This is a genomic window from Azoarcus sp. Soil_N_20, from assembly GCF_057656155.1.
In genome coordinates this window covers 26,453-40,671 of record NZ_JBDGKX010000004.1, presented here as the reverse complement: position 1 = coordinate 40,671, position 14,219 = coordinate 26,453, and the positions used below count along the sequence as shown (strand labels likewise).

Here is a 14,219-nt window from a genome sequence, read left to right as displayed (position 1 = left end):
GTTCCGCCTCTGCTCAGTGCACCGTGCCCGAGGGCCGGTTCGAACGCTGCCAGGCGACCACCGCCTGCGCCGCATGTGCCATTACCACGTCACGGTGGCTGCCCGGCAGCTCACGCGAAAGCGCCGCAAACAGGGCCTGGGTGGCCTCCTGCGCCACCCCCTCCGCTGCGAGCCCGTCGGCCAGGCAGCGGATCTGGATGTAGGCCAGTGCATCGGCCACCAGACGCCAGCCCAGCACCGGCATTTCCCGCGCCAGCGCCAGCAGCAGGCTGCCGAGCTGGCCTGCCAGGCGTAGCGCCTCGTCGCGGTCTTCGCTGGCAATCGAAGCGTGCCACAGCGCAAGATGAATGCCGCGGCGAAGTTCGACCTTGAAGTCGATCGCATTGCCCTCCGCCGCCGTCAGTGCCTCGAACTGCTGCAGGAAGCGCGCCTCCGACCGTGCATCCATTGAAGTGCGCAATTCACCCACCAGTTCGCTCAGACCGGGAATGGCGGCCAGATCGAATGCTTGGGTCCACGCCAGCCCCCACTGATCGAGGCCGGACAACAGCATCGCCAGCCGCAACGCGCGGGCTTCGTCGCCGTCGCCCGCCTGCGCCCAGTTGCGCATCGCCACCGCGAGGGTCGCCACGCCGCTGCGACGCGCCTCGTCGGTGGCCTCGAGGGTCAGCCGGAACACGCGGCCAAACGCATCCTGCGCCATGCGCGCGGCCTGGCGCTGCACGTCGGCCACGGCGAGCGTGCTCAAGGCGTCAGCGGGGAGTACGGAATCGGCAGGCGTGGCAGGAGGCATGGGAATCATCCGTTAGGCGGGCGCACATTGTGCCGACCGCAACACGATCGGGCAACGCGCAGCAGAACCGAACATGACGCCCGCCCCGGAAAAGCGACGATCAGGACGCCCAGCGGAACCCGGAACGCGGCTTCTCGAGCGCCGGCACGCCCGAACGGAAGCCCTGCAGCATGCGGCGCAGCGCACCGGCATCTTCCTCGGTGAAGCCGCGCTTGAAGTCGGTCAGCACCAGTCGCGAGCGGCTCAGCCAGTTGCCCGGGGCGTCGTCGATCGCACACCACGCAGCGGTGGCCATGTCGGCCTCGTGCTGGGTAAGCCAGAGCATCGACTCGCGCTCGCGCAGACCGTGAAGCTCGGCTCCTTGCTTGGGCAGCATGTGCGGCGTGAGCCCGGCCACCCGTGGCCGGATATCGTCCGAAAAGCGGCCGACCAGCTTTTGCAGGGAAAACAGCATGCGCCAGTCCGACGAAATGACGATCTTCGCCTCTTCGAACTCGCGGATCACGGATTCGATCAACGGCAGGCAGCGGAAATCCTCCACCTCGCCCCAGGGGTGGGTGACCCCGTCGAAATCCATGAAAATATAGGCAGTCCGGTTCATTGATCACGCTCTTGTGCGGCACCGCCATGAATACGCTACATGGCAGCAGGTTCATTGATGTTGCAATGCAATATATACTGGAAACAGGAATTTGTGCGTCACACACTCGCCTTTCTTTCCAGCGTTGGGCCATAGGTTTCATCTTCGGCTGCTGGAATAGTGCACTGCAACCAATTACTTCACGCTTTACCGATACGGAGCACATCATGACCCCGATCATCAATCTGCAAGGCAAAGTCGGCCTCATTACCGGGATCGCCAACGAGAAATCGATCTCCACCGGTGTCGCCGAAGCCTGCGCTCAGGCCGGTGCAACGCTGATCATCACCTATCAGAACGAAAAAACACGCGCTTTCATCGAGCCGATCCTCGGCCGTCTTGGCGTGGCGGACGCATACCTGCTCGACGTCACCAAACCCGAGACCATGGCCGAAGTGTTTGCCGAGATCGACGCCCGCTACGGCAAACTCGATTTCGCCTTGCACAGCATGGCCTTTGCAAAGCGTGACGACCTCCACGGCCGAGTGGTCGATACCTCGCCGGATGGCTTCGCACTGGCAATGGACGTGTCCACCCACTCTTTCGTGCGCCTGGCGAAGATGGTCGAACCGCTGATGGTCAAGGCCGGCGGCGGCTCGCTCGTCACCATGACCTATCTCGGCTCGGAGAAGGTCATCTCCAACTATGGCGTGATGGGTTTGTGCAAGGCGGCGCTCGAGGCGGCCACCCGCTACCTGGCCGCGGAACTCGGCGAGAAGAACATTCGCGTCAACGCGGTGTCTCCGGGCCCGCTGATGACCCGTGCCGCGTCGGGGATTGCGGGATTCGACGGTCTGATGGCTGCGGCAGTCGAGCGTTCGCCGATGCACAGCCTAGTCACCCCGGAAGACATCGGCGCCCTCACCGCCTTCCTGGTGTCCGACGCTGGCCGCCTGATCAGCGGCGGCGTACACTTCGTGGACGCCGGCTACAACATCATGGGTTGACACGGGGCTCCTTCTTGATCGATCTGGCTGAAGCACGCGCGCAACTGGGCCGTGAGGCGGTGACCCTGCCGGATCCGGTTCCGGCCCACCCCCTGCTCGACGGCAAGCCGGAGCTCGGGCGCGGCGAGTATTCGATCGTGATCGACAAGGAGGATGGCGAGCGGGTCTATAAGGTCGTCAGTTCGCCAGCGGATTACTTTCTGTACACGGCCGAGGACAGACCGCGCGGAGAGCATTTCCCGGTCGTGTTCGCCGACCACGGGGTCATCGGCCGGGCGCGCTCCGGTTACCCGTTCCACCTGCTCGAGATGGAGCGGCTCTATCCGCTCAAGGCCGACACGCCGGCGGCCGAACTCGCGATCCGCCTGATCGAGTTCTACTGGTCGGCCTGTCAGCAGTGGAGCCGGCTGGGAACGGACATGGGGCGGATCGCGCTTTATCACCTGGCGGTCACTCCGCTCGGGTTGTGCGACAGCCTGCAGAAGGCCATCAAGGCGCTGTCCGACTTCGTCGAGGAGTACCATGTCCTGCCCGACATCCTGAATGCAAACAACCTGATGATGCGCCAGGACGGCACCCTGGTGTTCTCCGATCCGGTGTTCATCGCCTGACATTCCAGGACGCACTCGCGACCCGCACGGGGCGTATCATCGGCTACCCGGCAACGGAAGAAGACCATGAGTTACGATCACGATCATCACGACGCTCCGCGCCCCGACGGAATCGGCATTCCGCGCAGCGGCCATTTCGATGCACCGGCCTTCGAGCAGGCCATCACGGATCTGCTGCGCGCCTGCGGCATCAGCCCCGAATCTCCCCATACCGGCCGCAGTGCCCAACGCGTCCGCGAACTGTGGCAACGCCGGCTGCTGGGCGGCTACGAACTCGACCCTGCCGAAGCACTCGGCGACGGTTTTGCCGACGAGCGCCGCGACATGGTGGTGATCCGCGGCATTGCGGTCCATGGGGTATGCCCACACCACCTCGTCCCGTTCCGCGGTCTTGCCCATGTCGCCTATAGGCCCGGGGGACGTCTGCATGGCTTCGGTCGCATTGCCCGCCTGGTGGACGCCATCGGCCACCGCTTCACCTACCAGGAATGGATGACGCGCGACATCGCCGACGCGCTGATGAAACACGGCCATGCCGCAGGTGCAGCCTGCGTAATCGAGGCCGAACAGCTATGCCTGCTGCTGGGCGAGGATCGCCGCGGCGACGAGCGCGTGGTCACCCAGGCATTTGCCGGCGAGTTCGATACCTCGCCTCAGTTGCGCAATGAGTTCCTGCGTGCGATCGACCGCCGGATGGTTTGAGCGTCAGAACAGCTTGCGCACATTGCTGACATGGGCGGCCAGATCCAGCATCACCACCTCGCGGCCGAGCAACACCACCGATCCACGGTAACGGTCGAAACCCGAATCCGAGTACTCGAAATCGTAGGCACGCCGGATGGCCATCCGGCCATTGTCATCACGCCCGAGGCGCAATGAACGGCTGGCGACGGTATCGTCGAGCAGCTGCACGCCTTCACGCTCGCAGGCGACGCGGGCAGCGGCGACACCTGCCTCGCGCGCCTTCAGGCTGTCGAACCAGAACCAGGCGATCAAACAGATCAGCAGGAGGGCAGCGAGTTCGGCAAGAGGCATGTCGTCCTGTCAGCGGGTCGTCATCCGGAGTCGCGCCAGCACGCGACCGATCAGCCGATCATCATGCCACGCATCATGAAGAAGAGTAGCGCCGCCATCAACGCCGACGCCGGCACCGTGATGATCCACGCCGCTGCAATCCGCAGCAGCTGCGAGCGCTTCACCAGCTCGCGCTTGTACACCTTGCGCAGCCCCTTGCGCTCGACCTTCGAGAAGTGGGCGGGATCTTCACTCTTCTTGGAGCGTTGCTTGAGATCGCGCAGCATGTCGCCCTTCGCTTCGATCGACGCATCGTCAAAGCGCACCATGAACGCATCGATTGCCGCCTGATCACCCTCGGGGTGATGGGCCTTGATCTCGGCCACCATGCGGTCGTAGTTGCTCTTGAGATATTCGCGCAGGAAGCCGACCCCGAACACCCCGCCCACCGCGATATGGGTCGAACTGACCGGCAGCCCGAACTGGCTGGCGATGATCACCGTGATCGTGGCCGCCATCGCGATGCAATAGGCGCGCATCTGATCGAGTTCGGTGATCTCCGACCCCACCGTGCGAATGACTTTCGGCCCGAACAGCGCCAAACCCAGCGCGATGCCGACGGCACCGATCATCATCACCCAGACCGGAATCACCGCCTTGTCGTTGATCTCGCCGCCGCTGGTCACGACATCGACGATGGCCGCCAGTGGCCCCACTGCATTGGCCACGTCATTGGAGCCATGGGCAAAACTGAGGAGCGCCGCGGCAAAGATCAGCGGGACGGTAAACAGCCGGTTCACCCCATTCTTGGTGTTCGCAATGAAGCTCGTGTTGCGAGCGAGGTGACGTTTGACCACAAAGAACACCAGCCACGCGAACCCGAGACCGTACAGGATGGCCGCGACGAAGCCGACCTTCCAGACCTTGTTGAGACCCTTGAGGATCAGATAGGTGGAGAACGTCCACGCCATCACCGCAACCAGCACCGGCACCATTTTGCGCGCCGCTTCGGCCATGTCGGCCTGATAGGTGATGCTGCGCTTGATCAGATACAGGAAACCGGCGGCGACCAGCCCGCCCATTACCGGAGAGATCACCCAGCTCGAAGCAATCGCACCCATCGAGCTCCAGTTGACGATACCGAAGCCCTTGGCCGCGACCCCCGCCCCGAGGACGGCACCGACGATGGAATGGGTGGTGGACACCGGGGCTCCGACCGCGGTCGCGAAATTCAGCCACAAGGCGCCGGCAAGCAGGGCCGCGAGCATGACCCAGACAAAGGTCTCGGCCGAATCCCTGAGCTGATCGGGATCGATGATGCCGCTGCGGATGGTACCGACCACCTCGCCGCCGGCGATCAAGGCCCCGGCGGCCTCGAAGATCGCGGCGAGCACAAGCGCGCCGCCCAGGGTCAGTGCGCGCGACCCGACTGCCGGCCCGACGTTGTTGGCGACATCGTTGGCGCCGATGTTCATCGCCATGTAGCCACCGATCATGGCCGCAATTACCAGTACCAGGCTGCTTTCGCCCTGGCCGCGCATCGCCGCATACAACATCACGCCGACGATGAAGATCAGGCCGACGCCAAAGCGGAACAATTCGGTACGGCCACGCTCGGTGGCGCGCTCGATGTCACTGATGTGTTGCAGTTCCACGCGGGGTTTTCCGATAGAGGCAAAGGGCGCATTGTTTCAGAAAAACGACAGCCACCCAACCTCAACGATCAAGAAAACCCTGCGAACGCCGCCCGGCGCAGCTTCGGTACCACACTACGGAAGTGGTAGCGCACGGCGATCGGCACTCACAGTGAGTCGTACTTGTCCGCCCGACCGCGCGCCTTGTCCACCGGATAACGTTCGGCGTTGATGCTCAGCTTGCGCCGGGCGGCATCGGCCAGGTCGACACCGAGCACATCGGCCAGCCGGACCAGGTAGAGCAGCACATCGGCCAGTTCCAGCGCCACCGCATCGCGGGTATCGTCCGCCAGGGCCGCCGACTCCTCGGCGCTCAGCCACTGGAAGTGTTCGATCACCTCGCCCGCTTCGCCGGCCAGCGCCATCGCCAGATTCTTCGGAGTGTGGAATTGACCCCAGTCCCGCGCGTCGGCAAACGCGCGCAGGCTGTCGCGCAATTCGTGCAGGGTATCCGTGCTCATTCGATATGATGCTCCAGGTCGAAGCCGGCCTCTCCATCCTCGGCCAGCACGTCGGCGAGCCAGGGCATGATCGCCTCCAGCCGTTGGGGCAGCACCCAGGGTGGATTGATCACGAACAGGCCGCTGCCGAACATGCCGAATCCGTCCCGCGGCGCGCCCTTCACCGCCAGCCGCACATCGAGCCAGCTGTCGGCACCGAGTGCCGCCAGCCGTTCGGGCAACAGCCTGGCCTCGGGCCGTGCCAGCAGCGGATACCACAAGGCGTAAGTGCCGTTGGGAAAGCGTCGGATCGCATCGCGCAGGGTGTCGACGGCGTGGCGATAGTCGTCCTTGACCTCGTAGGGCGGATCGATCAGCACCACCGCACGGCGCGAGGGCGGCGGCAGCAGCGAGCGCAGGCCGGCAAAGCCGTCGGCCTTGCGCACCTGCACCCGTTCGCCTTCGGTGGAGAAGGTCTGCTGCAGCGACAGGTAGTCGGTGGGATGCAGCTCGAACAGGCGCAGGCGGTCCTGCGCACGGGCCTGGGTCATCGCCAGCGCGGGCGAGCCGGGATAGAACAGCAGGCGTCCGTGCGGATTGAACTGGCGCACGGCTTTCATGTAGGCCGCGAGTTGCTCCGGCACGTCTTCACGCTCCCACAGCCGGCCGATGCCGCCGACCGACTCGGCGGTCTTCTCCGCATGTTCGCTGTCGAGCGCGTAGCAACCCGCACCGGCATGGGTGTCGATATAGGTCCAGGGTTTGTCCTTGCGGTTGTAGTAGTCGAGCAGCTCGATCAGCACGATATGCTTGAGGACGTCGGCATGGTTGCCGGCATGGAACGCGTGGCGGTAGCTGAGCATGGGCAGGGATGGAAGGCGAAGGCGTGGAATGCTACCACCGCTGGGTGCTGTCGACCGCCGGGCAAGCACACGGAGTGCTCGATCCGGGGCATCCGTGGGGCGGGCAGACGTTCGCGGCCTTCGGCTTCCCGGCAGGAACAACCGCATCGGGGCGGCGATGCAAACTCGCCCTTCGGGCTCGGACATGCATCGCCTTGTTTCCCCGCTGCGGCTGTTCCTGCCGGCGCTCTCGACAGCCCGCCCCACGGACGTCCCGGCGCACTCCCTGTGCTTGCCCTGCACCTGTAGGGGACCATGGGTCCGATACCGATTAGAATTCGCCCCTCTGGCGAGTCGATCGCCCATTCTCGAACAACGGAATTTCCATGCTGCGCATCACCGAACTCAGACTGCCTCTCGAACATGCCCCCGAGGCGCTCAGGGACGCCATCGTCGCGCGTCTCGGCATCGACGCCGGCGAGTTGATCGAATTCACCGTGTTCAAGCGTAGCTACGATGCGCGCAAGTCGGTCGCGTTGAGCTTCATCTATACCATCGACCTTGAGGTGAAGAACGAGGCAGCGGTGCTCGAGCGCTTCGCGGACGACCGCCATGTCGGCCCGGCACCCGATACCACCTACCATTTCATCGGCCAGGCTCTGGCCGCGCCGGCGCACCGGCCGGTGGTGGTGGGCTTCGGTCCGTGCGGCATTTTCGCCGCGCTGATCCTGGCGCAGATGGGTTACCGCCCGATCGTGCTCGAGCGCGGCAAGGCGGTGCGCGAGCGGACCAAGGACACCTGGGGCCTGTGGCGCAAGAACGTACTCGACCCGGAGTCCAACGTGCAGTTCGGCGAGGGCGGCGCCGGCACCTTCTCCGACGGCAAGCTCTACAGCCAGATCAAGGATCCGAAGCATTACGGGCGCAAGGTGCTGACCGAGTTCGTCAAGGCCGGCGCACCGGAAGAGATCCTGTACGTGAGCAAGCCGCACATCGGCACCTTCCGCCTGGTCGGCATGGTCGAGAACATGCGCGCCGGGATCGAGGCGCTCGGCGGCGAGATCCGTTTCCAGCAGCGCGTCACCGATGTGCTGATCGAGGACGGTCATCTGCGCGGCGTGATGCTGGCGAGCGGAGAGCAGATCCGCAGCGACCACGTCATCCTCGCCCTCGGCCACAGTGCCCGCGACACGGTCGAGATGCTCCACGAGCGTGGCGTATTCATCGAGGCCAAGCCCTTCTCGATCGGTTTTCGCATCGAGCACCCTCAATCGCTGATCGACCGCGCGCGGCTCGGCAAGCACGCCGGCCACCCGCTGCTCGGCGCCGCCGACTACAAACTGGTGCACCACGCGAAGAACGGCCGCGCGGTGTACAGCTTCTGCATGTGTCCCGGCGGCACCGTGGTTGCGGCCACTTCGGAGCTCAACCGCGTCGTCACCAACGGCATGAGCCAGTATTCGCGCAACGAGCGCAATGCCAATGCCGGCATCGTCGTCGGCATCACCCCCGAGGACTATCCGGGCGGCCCGCTGGCCGGCATCGCCTTCCAGCGCGCGCTCGAGTCCCGCGCCTTCGAACTCGGCGGCTGCAACTACGAGGCGCCGGCGCAACTCGTCGGCGATTTCGTCGCCGGACGTCCGTCGACTGCGCTCGGCACCGTCGAACCCTCGTACAAACCGGGGGTGAAGATCGGCGACCTGTCGACCGCGTTGCCGGCCTATGCGATCGACGCCATGCGCGAGGCCCTGCCCGCGTTCGAGCGTCAGATCCGCGGCTTTGCGATGCACGACGCGGTGCTGACCGGGGTCGAAACCCGCACGTCGTCGCCGGTGCGGGTGACCCGCGGCGAGGACTGCCAGAGTCTCAACGTGAAGGGTCTGTATCCGGCCGGCGAGGGGGCGGGCTATGCCGGAGGCATTCTTTCGGCCGGCGTGGACGGCATCCGCGTGGCCGAGGCGGTGGCGCAGGCAATGATGGAAAAGCGGTGAGCCCGCGGGACTTCACCGCGGCGGGACGCAGCCTTCGTCCGCGCCCCCTCGCCGGGCTAGAAATCCAGACGCAGTGACACCCACTGGCGGGTATGGACCACCCGATCGTCCGGTTCGCCTTCGGATTTGAATTCCCCGTGCGCCCCGTTTATCGACTGGGCGGTGTAGGCGATTTCACCACGTTGTCCGCCGATGGTGAAAGGGTAGCCCAGACGGAGATCGAAGCGCCGGTAGAAGTCCACCGCCGTATTGCGCGTCCATTTCATGCTGTCCATCCAGTAACCGGCCACCGACAGATCCACGCCGCCGGGCAGTTTCTGCATGAGCAGCAGCGACGTCGAGCGCCGTGGTGCGGAACGGTTGGTGTGCTGCTCGATCCGATCGACATTGCGAACATTGTCGAAGGTCGTGACCGTCGAGCCGGAAAGGACCTCCGGCAGGTAGGACGAATCGATGCGCACAAACGCCTGGCCGATCATCAACCTCGTGTGGTCCAGCGGCTGCCACCGCCATTGGTACTCGATGCCCGTTATCTTCACCCGCTGGATCGGCGTCGACACGTACGGCTCGGCGCAGCCCGCGGTGGCCGGAACGTCGCAGAGGGCGGGATCCGTCAGCAGATGTCTGACCTCGTAGTTGCGATTCGGAATCCGTTCCCGGAACCAGCGCACGTCGAGGCTGCTCCTGATGGCCTTGAACTCGCCGAGGTAAGCCAGCTCCAGGGTCTTGATCTCCTCCGGATCCAGATTGGCGTTGCCGTAAAAATCCCGGCGGTGAACCGGCGGTACCGGCGTTCCATCGGTGGTGGCAAATGGTTCGAGCTTGTAGTCGCCGCGATAATCCACGGTGCTGCCCGTTCGATAGGCGCGGGACGCCCCTACCCGCAGCGTATTCTCCGGACTCAGGTGGACGCTGGCGCTGACCCGCGGCGCGAAGTTTCTGCCGGCAAGCGAATCGTATTCGGTCGCGGCGCCCACATTGCCGGTGAGCCAGGGCGACGGCTGCCATTCGAGGTTTCCGAAAACCCGGCCAACCCTCCGGAAGACCGTTCCCTGTTCATACAGCGTCGATTCGGAGCGCACACTGTCCCGTCGATATCCCGCCCCCCAGACCAGACGCGTGGTATCCGACGGGGCCAGCGTGTGCTGTCCCTCGATCTCGTGCCGGGTTCCCAGATCACCGACCGCGTCGATGTCGATCAGCAGGTTGAAGAAACGCACGGTATGCGCCTCGGAACCGCGATCCTCGGTGTAAGCGTAACGGAGCTGGAAGTCGGAACTATCGCTGAGCGCGCGACGCCAGGCGATCTGCATGTGGGTGTTCGATTGGGTGAAATCGCGCAGGGGGTCGTTGGGATCTTCGCCGCCGGTCAGCACATCCGCTTCATGCCCGTCGATCATGACGGTTTCCGAGGCGAGTCGACCTCGCCGGGTAACGGCATCGACGTGGCCGAAACTGAACTGCAACTCATCGCGGTGCGTCAACCAGAAGTCCGCACGCAGATTGAACAGCCGCGACCGGAACGAATCCTGCCAATCGAACCGATCATCCAGTCCGTCATCGTCCTTGCCCTGATAGGTGAAGCGGAAATCGCCCGCCTCGCTCAGCCGCCCGCCGGCGCGCAGCGTGGTGTCGCGCACGCCCTGGTTGCCGTGATTGACCCCGACCGACACCCCGCGCACCAGCGCCGGGTCGACGGTGATGATGTTGATCACGCCGAGAAAGGCATTCGAGCCGTACGACACGGCGTTCGAGCCGCGCACGACCTCAATCCGTTCGATGTCCTCCAGCGCCACCGGCAGCGTCGCCCAGTTCACCCCGTTGCGAAACAGCGGCGAATATTGCGAGCGGCCGTCGATCAGCACCTGAACCCGCGGCGAAAAGTCCTCGTCGGTGAGGCCATGGTAGGCCACCCGCGCGACATCGGTGTTGTTCGGATAGGTCTGGAAGCCCGGCACCAGGCGGAACACGTCGCTGAGCTCGCGGGCGCCGCTGGCCTTGATCATGTCGCGGTCGATCACCGTGACCGACGCGGACGCATCCGCCAGGCGCTGCGGCAGACGGCTGACCGATGCGACGATCGGTAGTTCGCTGAAATAGAGATCCTCGCCGGACGTGGCGAGCGCCATCGATGGCGACACGCCGAGTGCGATCATCATCAAACACGCAGACACCGTGCCGCCGCCCCGGCCGGACCGGGATCGCAACCGCATCGGTGCCGATACGCCCTTGCGCCCCCGCGCGCGCGACATCGGGCAAAGGTGTTCTCGGGCCACTGACGGCATTCTGGAAATTCCTGTTCTTCTTTTCACCGTTACCCGGCCGCCGACCATGCCGTGTCCGGATCATTCCCGCGCAGACAGGAAGCCGAATGGTCCCTGGAGGGTTTCCTCCTCTACGCCCACGACAAAGTACAAGGCCGACCCGAGAAAGTAAAGCCCTTGTACCCCGTCCCGGATCAGGCTTCCCGCTGACCGTCCCGGTCCCGTCCGGACGCCTCAAACCACGTCGACGATTGCCTGCTCTCCGCGTCGATAGGCGTCGGAAAAGCGGTCCAGACCGTGGCTGCCGCCATTCACCAGTCGGCGCGCATGGCGCAGGTCGCCCTCGAGCAGGGCACGCTTGATCCGGATCTCCTTGTCCTTCAGGAAGGAGGCCAGCAAGCGGCCGGCAATCAACGGATCGGAGGCAAGTTCGGGCTCGCGGACCAGCCGATCCCCCAGGTCGAGTTGCTCGCCATAGCGCGTGTAGTTGAAACGTCCGGTGAGCTGGATGTAGCCGCGTCCGCGGAAACGCTCGCCGTCGGGCGCACCCTGATTTCCCAGGTCGCGGCGACTGTCGTAGAGGTCGAACGCATGCCCGCGCGGCGAGGTGTTGAAGCGCGACAAACCCTCTGCAACCGGCTTGAAGCTCTCGGTTTCGGCCCGAATCGTCGCCAGCGCCATCAGCACCATGGGTTTGTCGGTCAGACCGAATTCCGACAGCGCAGTGCTCACCGGCGGCAGGTTCTCGCGGATATTGCCGACCGGGGTGGACGGAAACATTTCCGACACCGCCTGCACGGTCACCCCCGGCAGCACGTCGGGCAACACGTCGGCCGGTCTGGAGAGCTCCAGCGCGGCAAGCGAGCGTGGCCCCGCAATGCCGTCGGGCACCAGGTGCTCGCTCCATTGAAAGGCCATCAGTGCCGCCTCGGTGCCACCACCGAATTCGCCGTCGATCAGGCCCGGGTCGAAGCCGCGCAACTTGAGCTCACGCTGCAGGCGCGTCACCGCAGCGCCCTTCATTCCTCGTCTGAGCAATGCCATGGCCGTCCCCCGTATGCACAACGATTCCAATATAGGACACCCGGATCGCAGCGGCAGACTTTGTGCGCCCATCTATACTGCATTCAGGGTGATTTCGGACGCGGATCCGGTCCCGCCATCGGTTCCCAATTGCGGGGGAAAGACGCCCCCGGCGAATCCGGCGACCGGGCAGGCCACGCGGTCGTCGCGGTCCGGTCACCCACTTCGCCGGAGGAGCCTCGATGTACGCCAGCTCACAGGCCACGCTGATCACGACCGGAATGCTGCCTTTCCTGCTGCTGGCGAGCGCTGCCCTCACCGCCCCGGTGTCGATCGCGCTGCTGGCGCTCTATCGGCGCGCGGTGCTGCGCTCGATGGCGACGGTCGGCGGCGCCGGAGACAGCGCTGCCGAAGCAGTCATCCACCCCGCCACGCAGCAACCGTTGGAGGCGCTGCAGCTGCGCCTGATCGACCCCGCCGCGCAGCCCGACACCCCCGCGCGTGCCACGATCCAGCGCTCGCTGCTCACCATCACCCTGGTCTACACCGCGGCCGGTCTGTCCTATGCGCTGGTGCTCGGCGGCGCATGGCTGTTCTTCACCCGCAGTGACGGTTTCGTGCTGTCGCGCTTCCTGTGGCTGCTGTCATGCTACGCGTGGCCGACCGCGCTCGGGATAGGCCTGCTCGTCGCCATCAGCCGCCGCCAGCGCCTTGCGGTGGCCGGTGCCTACTTCGCAATGCTGTTCGCGGTGGCGATCTATGGTCTGGCGCGCAACGCGGAGCTGTCATTCGGGCAGCTCGCTACGTTCTGGCTGCTGACCAACGCGCCCGCCACCGTGTTGTTGCTCGCCTTCCTGCACCGCCGGGTACGGGCGGTGGGGCCGCTGGTGCTGGCGTTCATGGTGGTGGCGGTCACCGGCTCGCAAGTCGCCCTGTCGCTGGTCGGCAGCAGCGATGCCGGCATGCGGGCGGCAGTGGATGCGGGCAGCCTGTTCGGGCTCGGCGGCACCGCCACCTTCTTCGCGACCATGGCGCTCGGTGCGCTGATCGCAGCGGTGGCAGGATGGTTCTGGCTCAAGTGGCTCGGCCACCGGCATCTCGCGCGCCGCACCAGCGACCAGGCCCTGACCCTCGATGCGATGTGGCTGCTGTTCGGCGTGGTGCAGTCGATCGGCTTTGCCTTCGAAGGGTGGATCTGGGTCTTCACCGGCCTCGCGGCCTTTGCCGTCTACAAGGCGGTGACCCGCATCGGCCTGGGGCTGAGCGGTCTCGGCCAGGCGCCGGCACACTCGCCCTCCTTGCTCCTGCTGCGGGTGTTCGCACTCGGTGCGCGCAGCGGGACTTTGTTCGATGCGCTCGCAAAGCGCTGGCTGCGCCATGGCGACATCAGCCTGATCGCCGGACCGGACCTGGCCACCACAACGGTCGAACCGCACGAATTCCTCGATTTCGTCGGCGGTCGGCTGTCGCGTCAGTTCGTACGCGACGGCGATGACCTCGAGTGCCGCTTCGCCGCCCGCGCCCTCGGCCCAGACCCGGACGGGCGCTACCGCGTGAACGAGTTCTTCTGCCACGCGAATACCTGGCGACGCGCAATGCGCCGTCTCGCCGCTTCGGCCGACGTGGTGCTGATGGATCTGCGCAGTTTCTCCGCCACCAATCAGGGCTGCCAGTACGAGTTGCAGCAACTGCTCGACATCGTGCCCCTGCAACGGGTGCTGATCCTGATCGACGCCACCACCGACCGCGCATTCCTCGACGGCACGCTCCAGCGTTTGTGGCGAACGGTGAGCCCCGCTTCGCCGAATCAGGCACCCGGCTCCCCGCAGCTGGAGATGATTCAGGCCGACGGCCGCCTGGAGAACGTACTGACCCCGCTGCTGACGAGGCTCGCCGACACCCCCGCGCGGGAGCTGGCCGGGGTCGTCCGGAATGCCTGACTGCGCCACGGCTGCGCCGT

13 protein-coding genes are annotated in these 14,219 nt (G+C 65.3%); 5 read left to right on the top strand and 8 right to left on the bottom strand.

What is annotated here, in order from left to right:
* Positions 1-13 precede the first annotated feature (13 nt).
* Positions 14-793 (bottom strand): hypothetical protein, encoded by a 780-nt coding sequence (locus AC3A35_RS09690; protein ID WP_487435847.1) that lies wholly within the window; start codon positions 791-793, stop codon positions 14-16.
* A gap of 100 nt (positions 794-893) precedes the next feature.
* The gene (locus AC3A35_RS09685; RefSeq protein ID WP_487435846.1) at positions 894-1,394 is read right to left on the bottom strand and encodes an HAD domain-containing protein; all 501 of its coding nucleotides are present in this window, start codon (positions 1,392-1,394) and stop codon (positions 894-896) included.
* Positions 1,395-1,600: 206 nt separating this feature from the next.
* On the opposite strand from AC3A35_RS09685, the gene fabI reads away from it, so the two are divergent.
* From fabI to folE, 3 genes are all read left to right on the top strand, one after another.
* A complete protein-coding gene (gene fabI, locus AC3A35_RS09680; RefSeq protein WP_487435845.1) occupies positions 1,601-2,380 on the top strand; it encodes an enoyl-ACP reductase FabI in 780 nt (259 codons plus the stop codon).
* Positions 2,381-2,394: 14 nt separating this feature from the next.
* Entirely contained in the window at positions 2,395-2,991 is a 597-nt protein-coding gene (locus AC3A35_RS09675; protein ID WP_487435844.1) for a hypothetical protein, read from the top strand.
* 66 nt (positions 2,992-3,057) lie between these two features.
* Positions 3,058-3,693, top strand: coding sequence for a GTP cyclohydrolase I FolE (gene folE / locus AC3A35_RS09670; protein WP_487435843.1), 636 nt, complete (start codon positions 3,058-3,060; stop codon positions 3,691-3,693).
* Positions 3,694-3,696: 3 nt separating this feature from the next.
* Here folE and AC3A35_RS09665 read toward each other — a convergent pair whose 3' ends face one another.
* The 4 genes from AC3A35_RS09665 to AC3A35_RS09650 all read right to left on the bottom strand — a co-directional run bounded on the left by AC3A35_RS09665 (position 3,697) and on the right by AC3A35_RS09650 (position 7,002).
* Positions 3,697-4,026, bottom strand: a complete 330-nt coding sequence (locus AC3A35_RS09665) for a DUF3301 domain-containing protein (protein WP_487435842.1) — start codon at positions 4,024-4,026, stop codon at positions 3,697-3,699.
* A 50-nt stretch (positions 4,027-4,076) separates the two neighbouring features.
* The gene (locus AC3A35_RS09660) at positions 4,077-5,660 is read right to left on the bottom strand and encodes an inorganic phosphate transporter (RefSeq protein WP_487435841.1); all 1,584 of its coding nucleotides are present in this window, start codon (positions 5,658-5,660) and stop codon (positions 4,077-4,079) included.
* Positions 5,661-5,806: 146 nt separating this feature from the next.
* Positions 5,807-6,160: a nucleotide pyrophosphohydrolase gene (locus tag AC3A35_RS09655; RefSeq protein WP_487435840.1), complete on the bottom strand. Its 354-nt coding sequence runs from the start codon at positions 6,158-6,160 to the stop codon at positions 5,807-5,809.
* Positions 6,157-7,002, bottom strand: a complete 846-nt coding sequence (locus AC3A35_RS09650; protein ID WP_487435839.1) for a 23S rRNA (adenine(2030)-N(6))-methyltransferase RlmJ — start codon at positions 7,000-7,002, stop codon at positions 6,157-6,159. The genes AC3A35_RS09655 and AC3A35_RS09650 overlap by 4 nt, the downstream gene beginning before the upstream one ends.
* A 365-nt stretch (positions 7,003-7,367) precedes the next feature.
* Between AC3A35_RS09650 and AC3A35_RS09645 the strand changes: the two genes are divergently transcribed.
* Complete coding sequence (locus AC3A35_RS09645) at positions 7,368-8,972, top strand: NAD(P)/FAD-dependent oxidoreductase (protein WP_487435838.1); 1,605 nt, start codon at positions 7,368-7,370, stop codon at positions 8,970-8,972.
* 56 nt (positions 8,973-9,028) lie between these two features.
* Here the strand turns inward: AC3A35_RS09645 and AC3A35_RS09640 are convergent, their stop codons facing one another.
* Positions 9,029-11,305: a TonB-dependent receptor plug domain-containing protein gene (locus tag AC3A35_RS09640; protein ID WP_487435837.1), complete on the bottom strand. Its 2,277-nt coding sequence runs from the start codon at positions 11,303-11,305 to the stop codon at positions 9,029-9,031.
* Positions 11,306-11,470: 165 nt separating this feature from the next.
* The gene (locus AC3A35_RS09635) at positions 11,471-12,280 is read right to left on the bottom strand and encodes a peptidoglycan-binding protein (RefSeq protein ID WP_487435836.1); all 810 of its coding nucleotides are present in this window, start codon (positions 12,278-12,280) and stop codon (positions 11,471-11,473) included.
* 221 nt (positions 12,281-12,501) lie between these two features.
* Here AC3A35_RS09635 and AC3A35_RS09630 point away from each other — a divergent pair, with 221 nt between their 5' ends.
* Positions 12,502-14,199, top strand: coding sequence for a hypothetical protein (locus AC3A35_RS09630; protein ID WP_487435835.1), 1,698 nt, complete (start codon positions 12,502-12,504; stop codon positions 14,197-14,199).
* Positions 14,200-14,219: the final 20 nt, after the last annotated feature.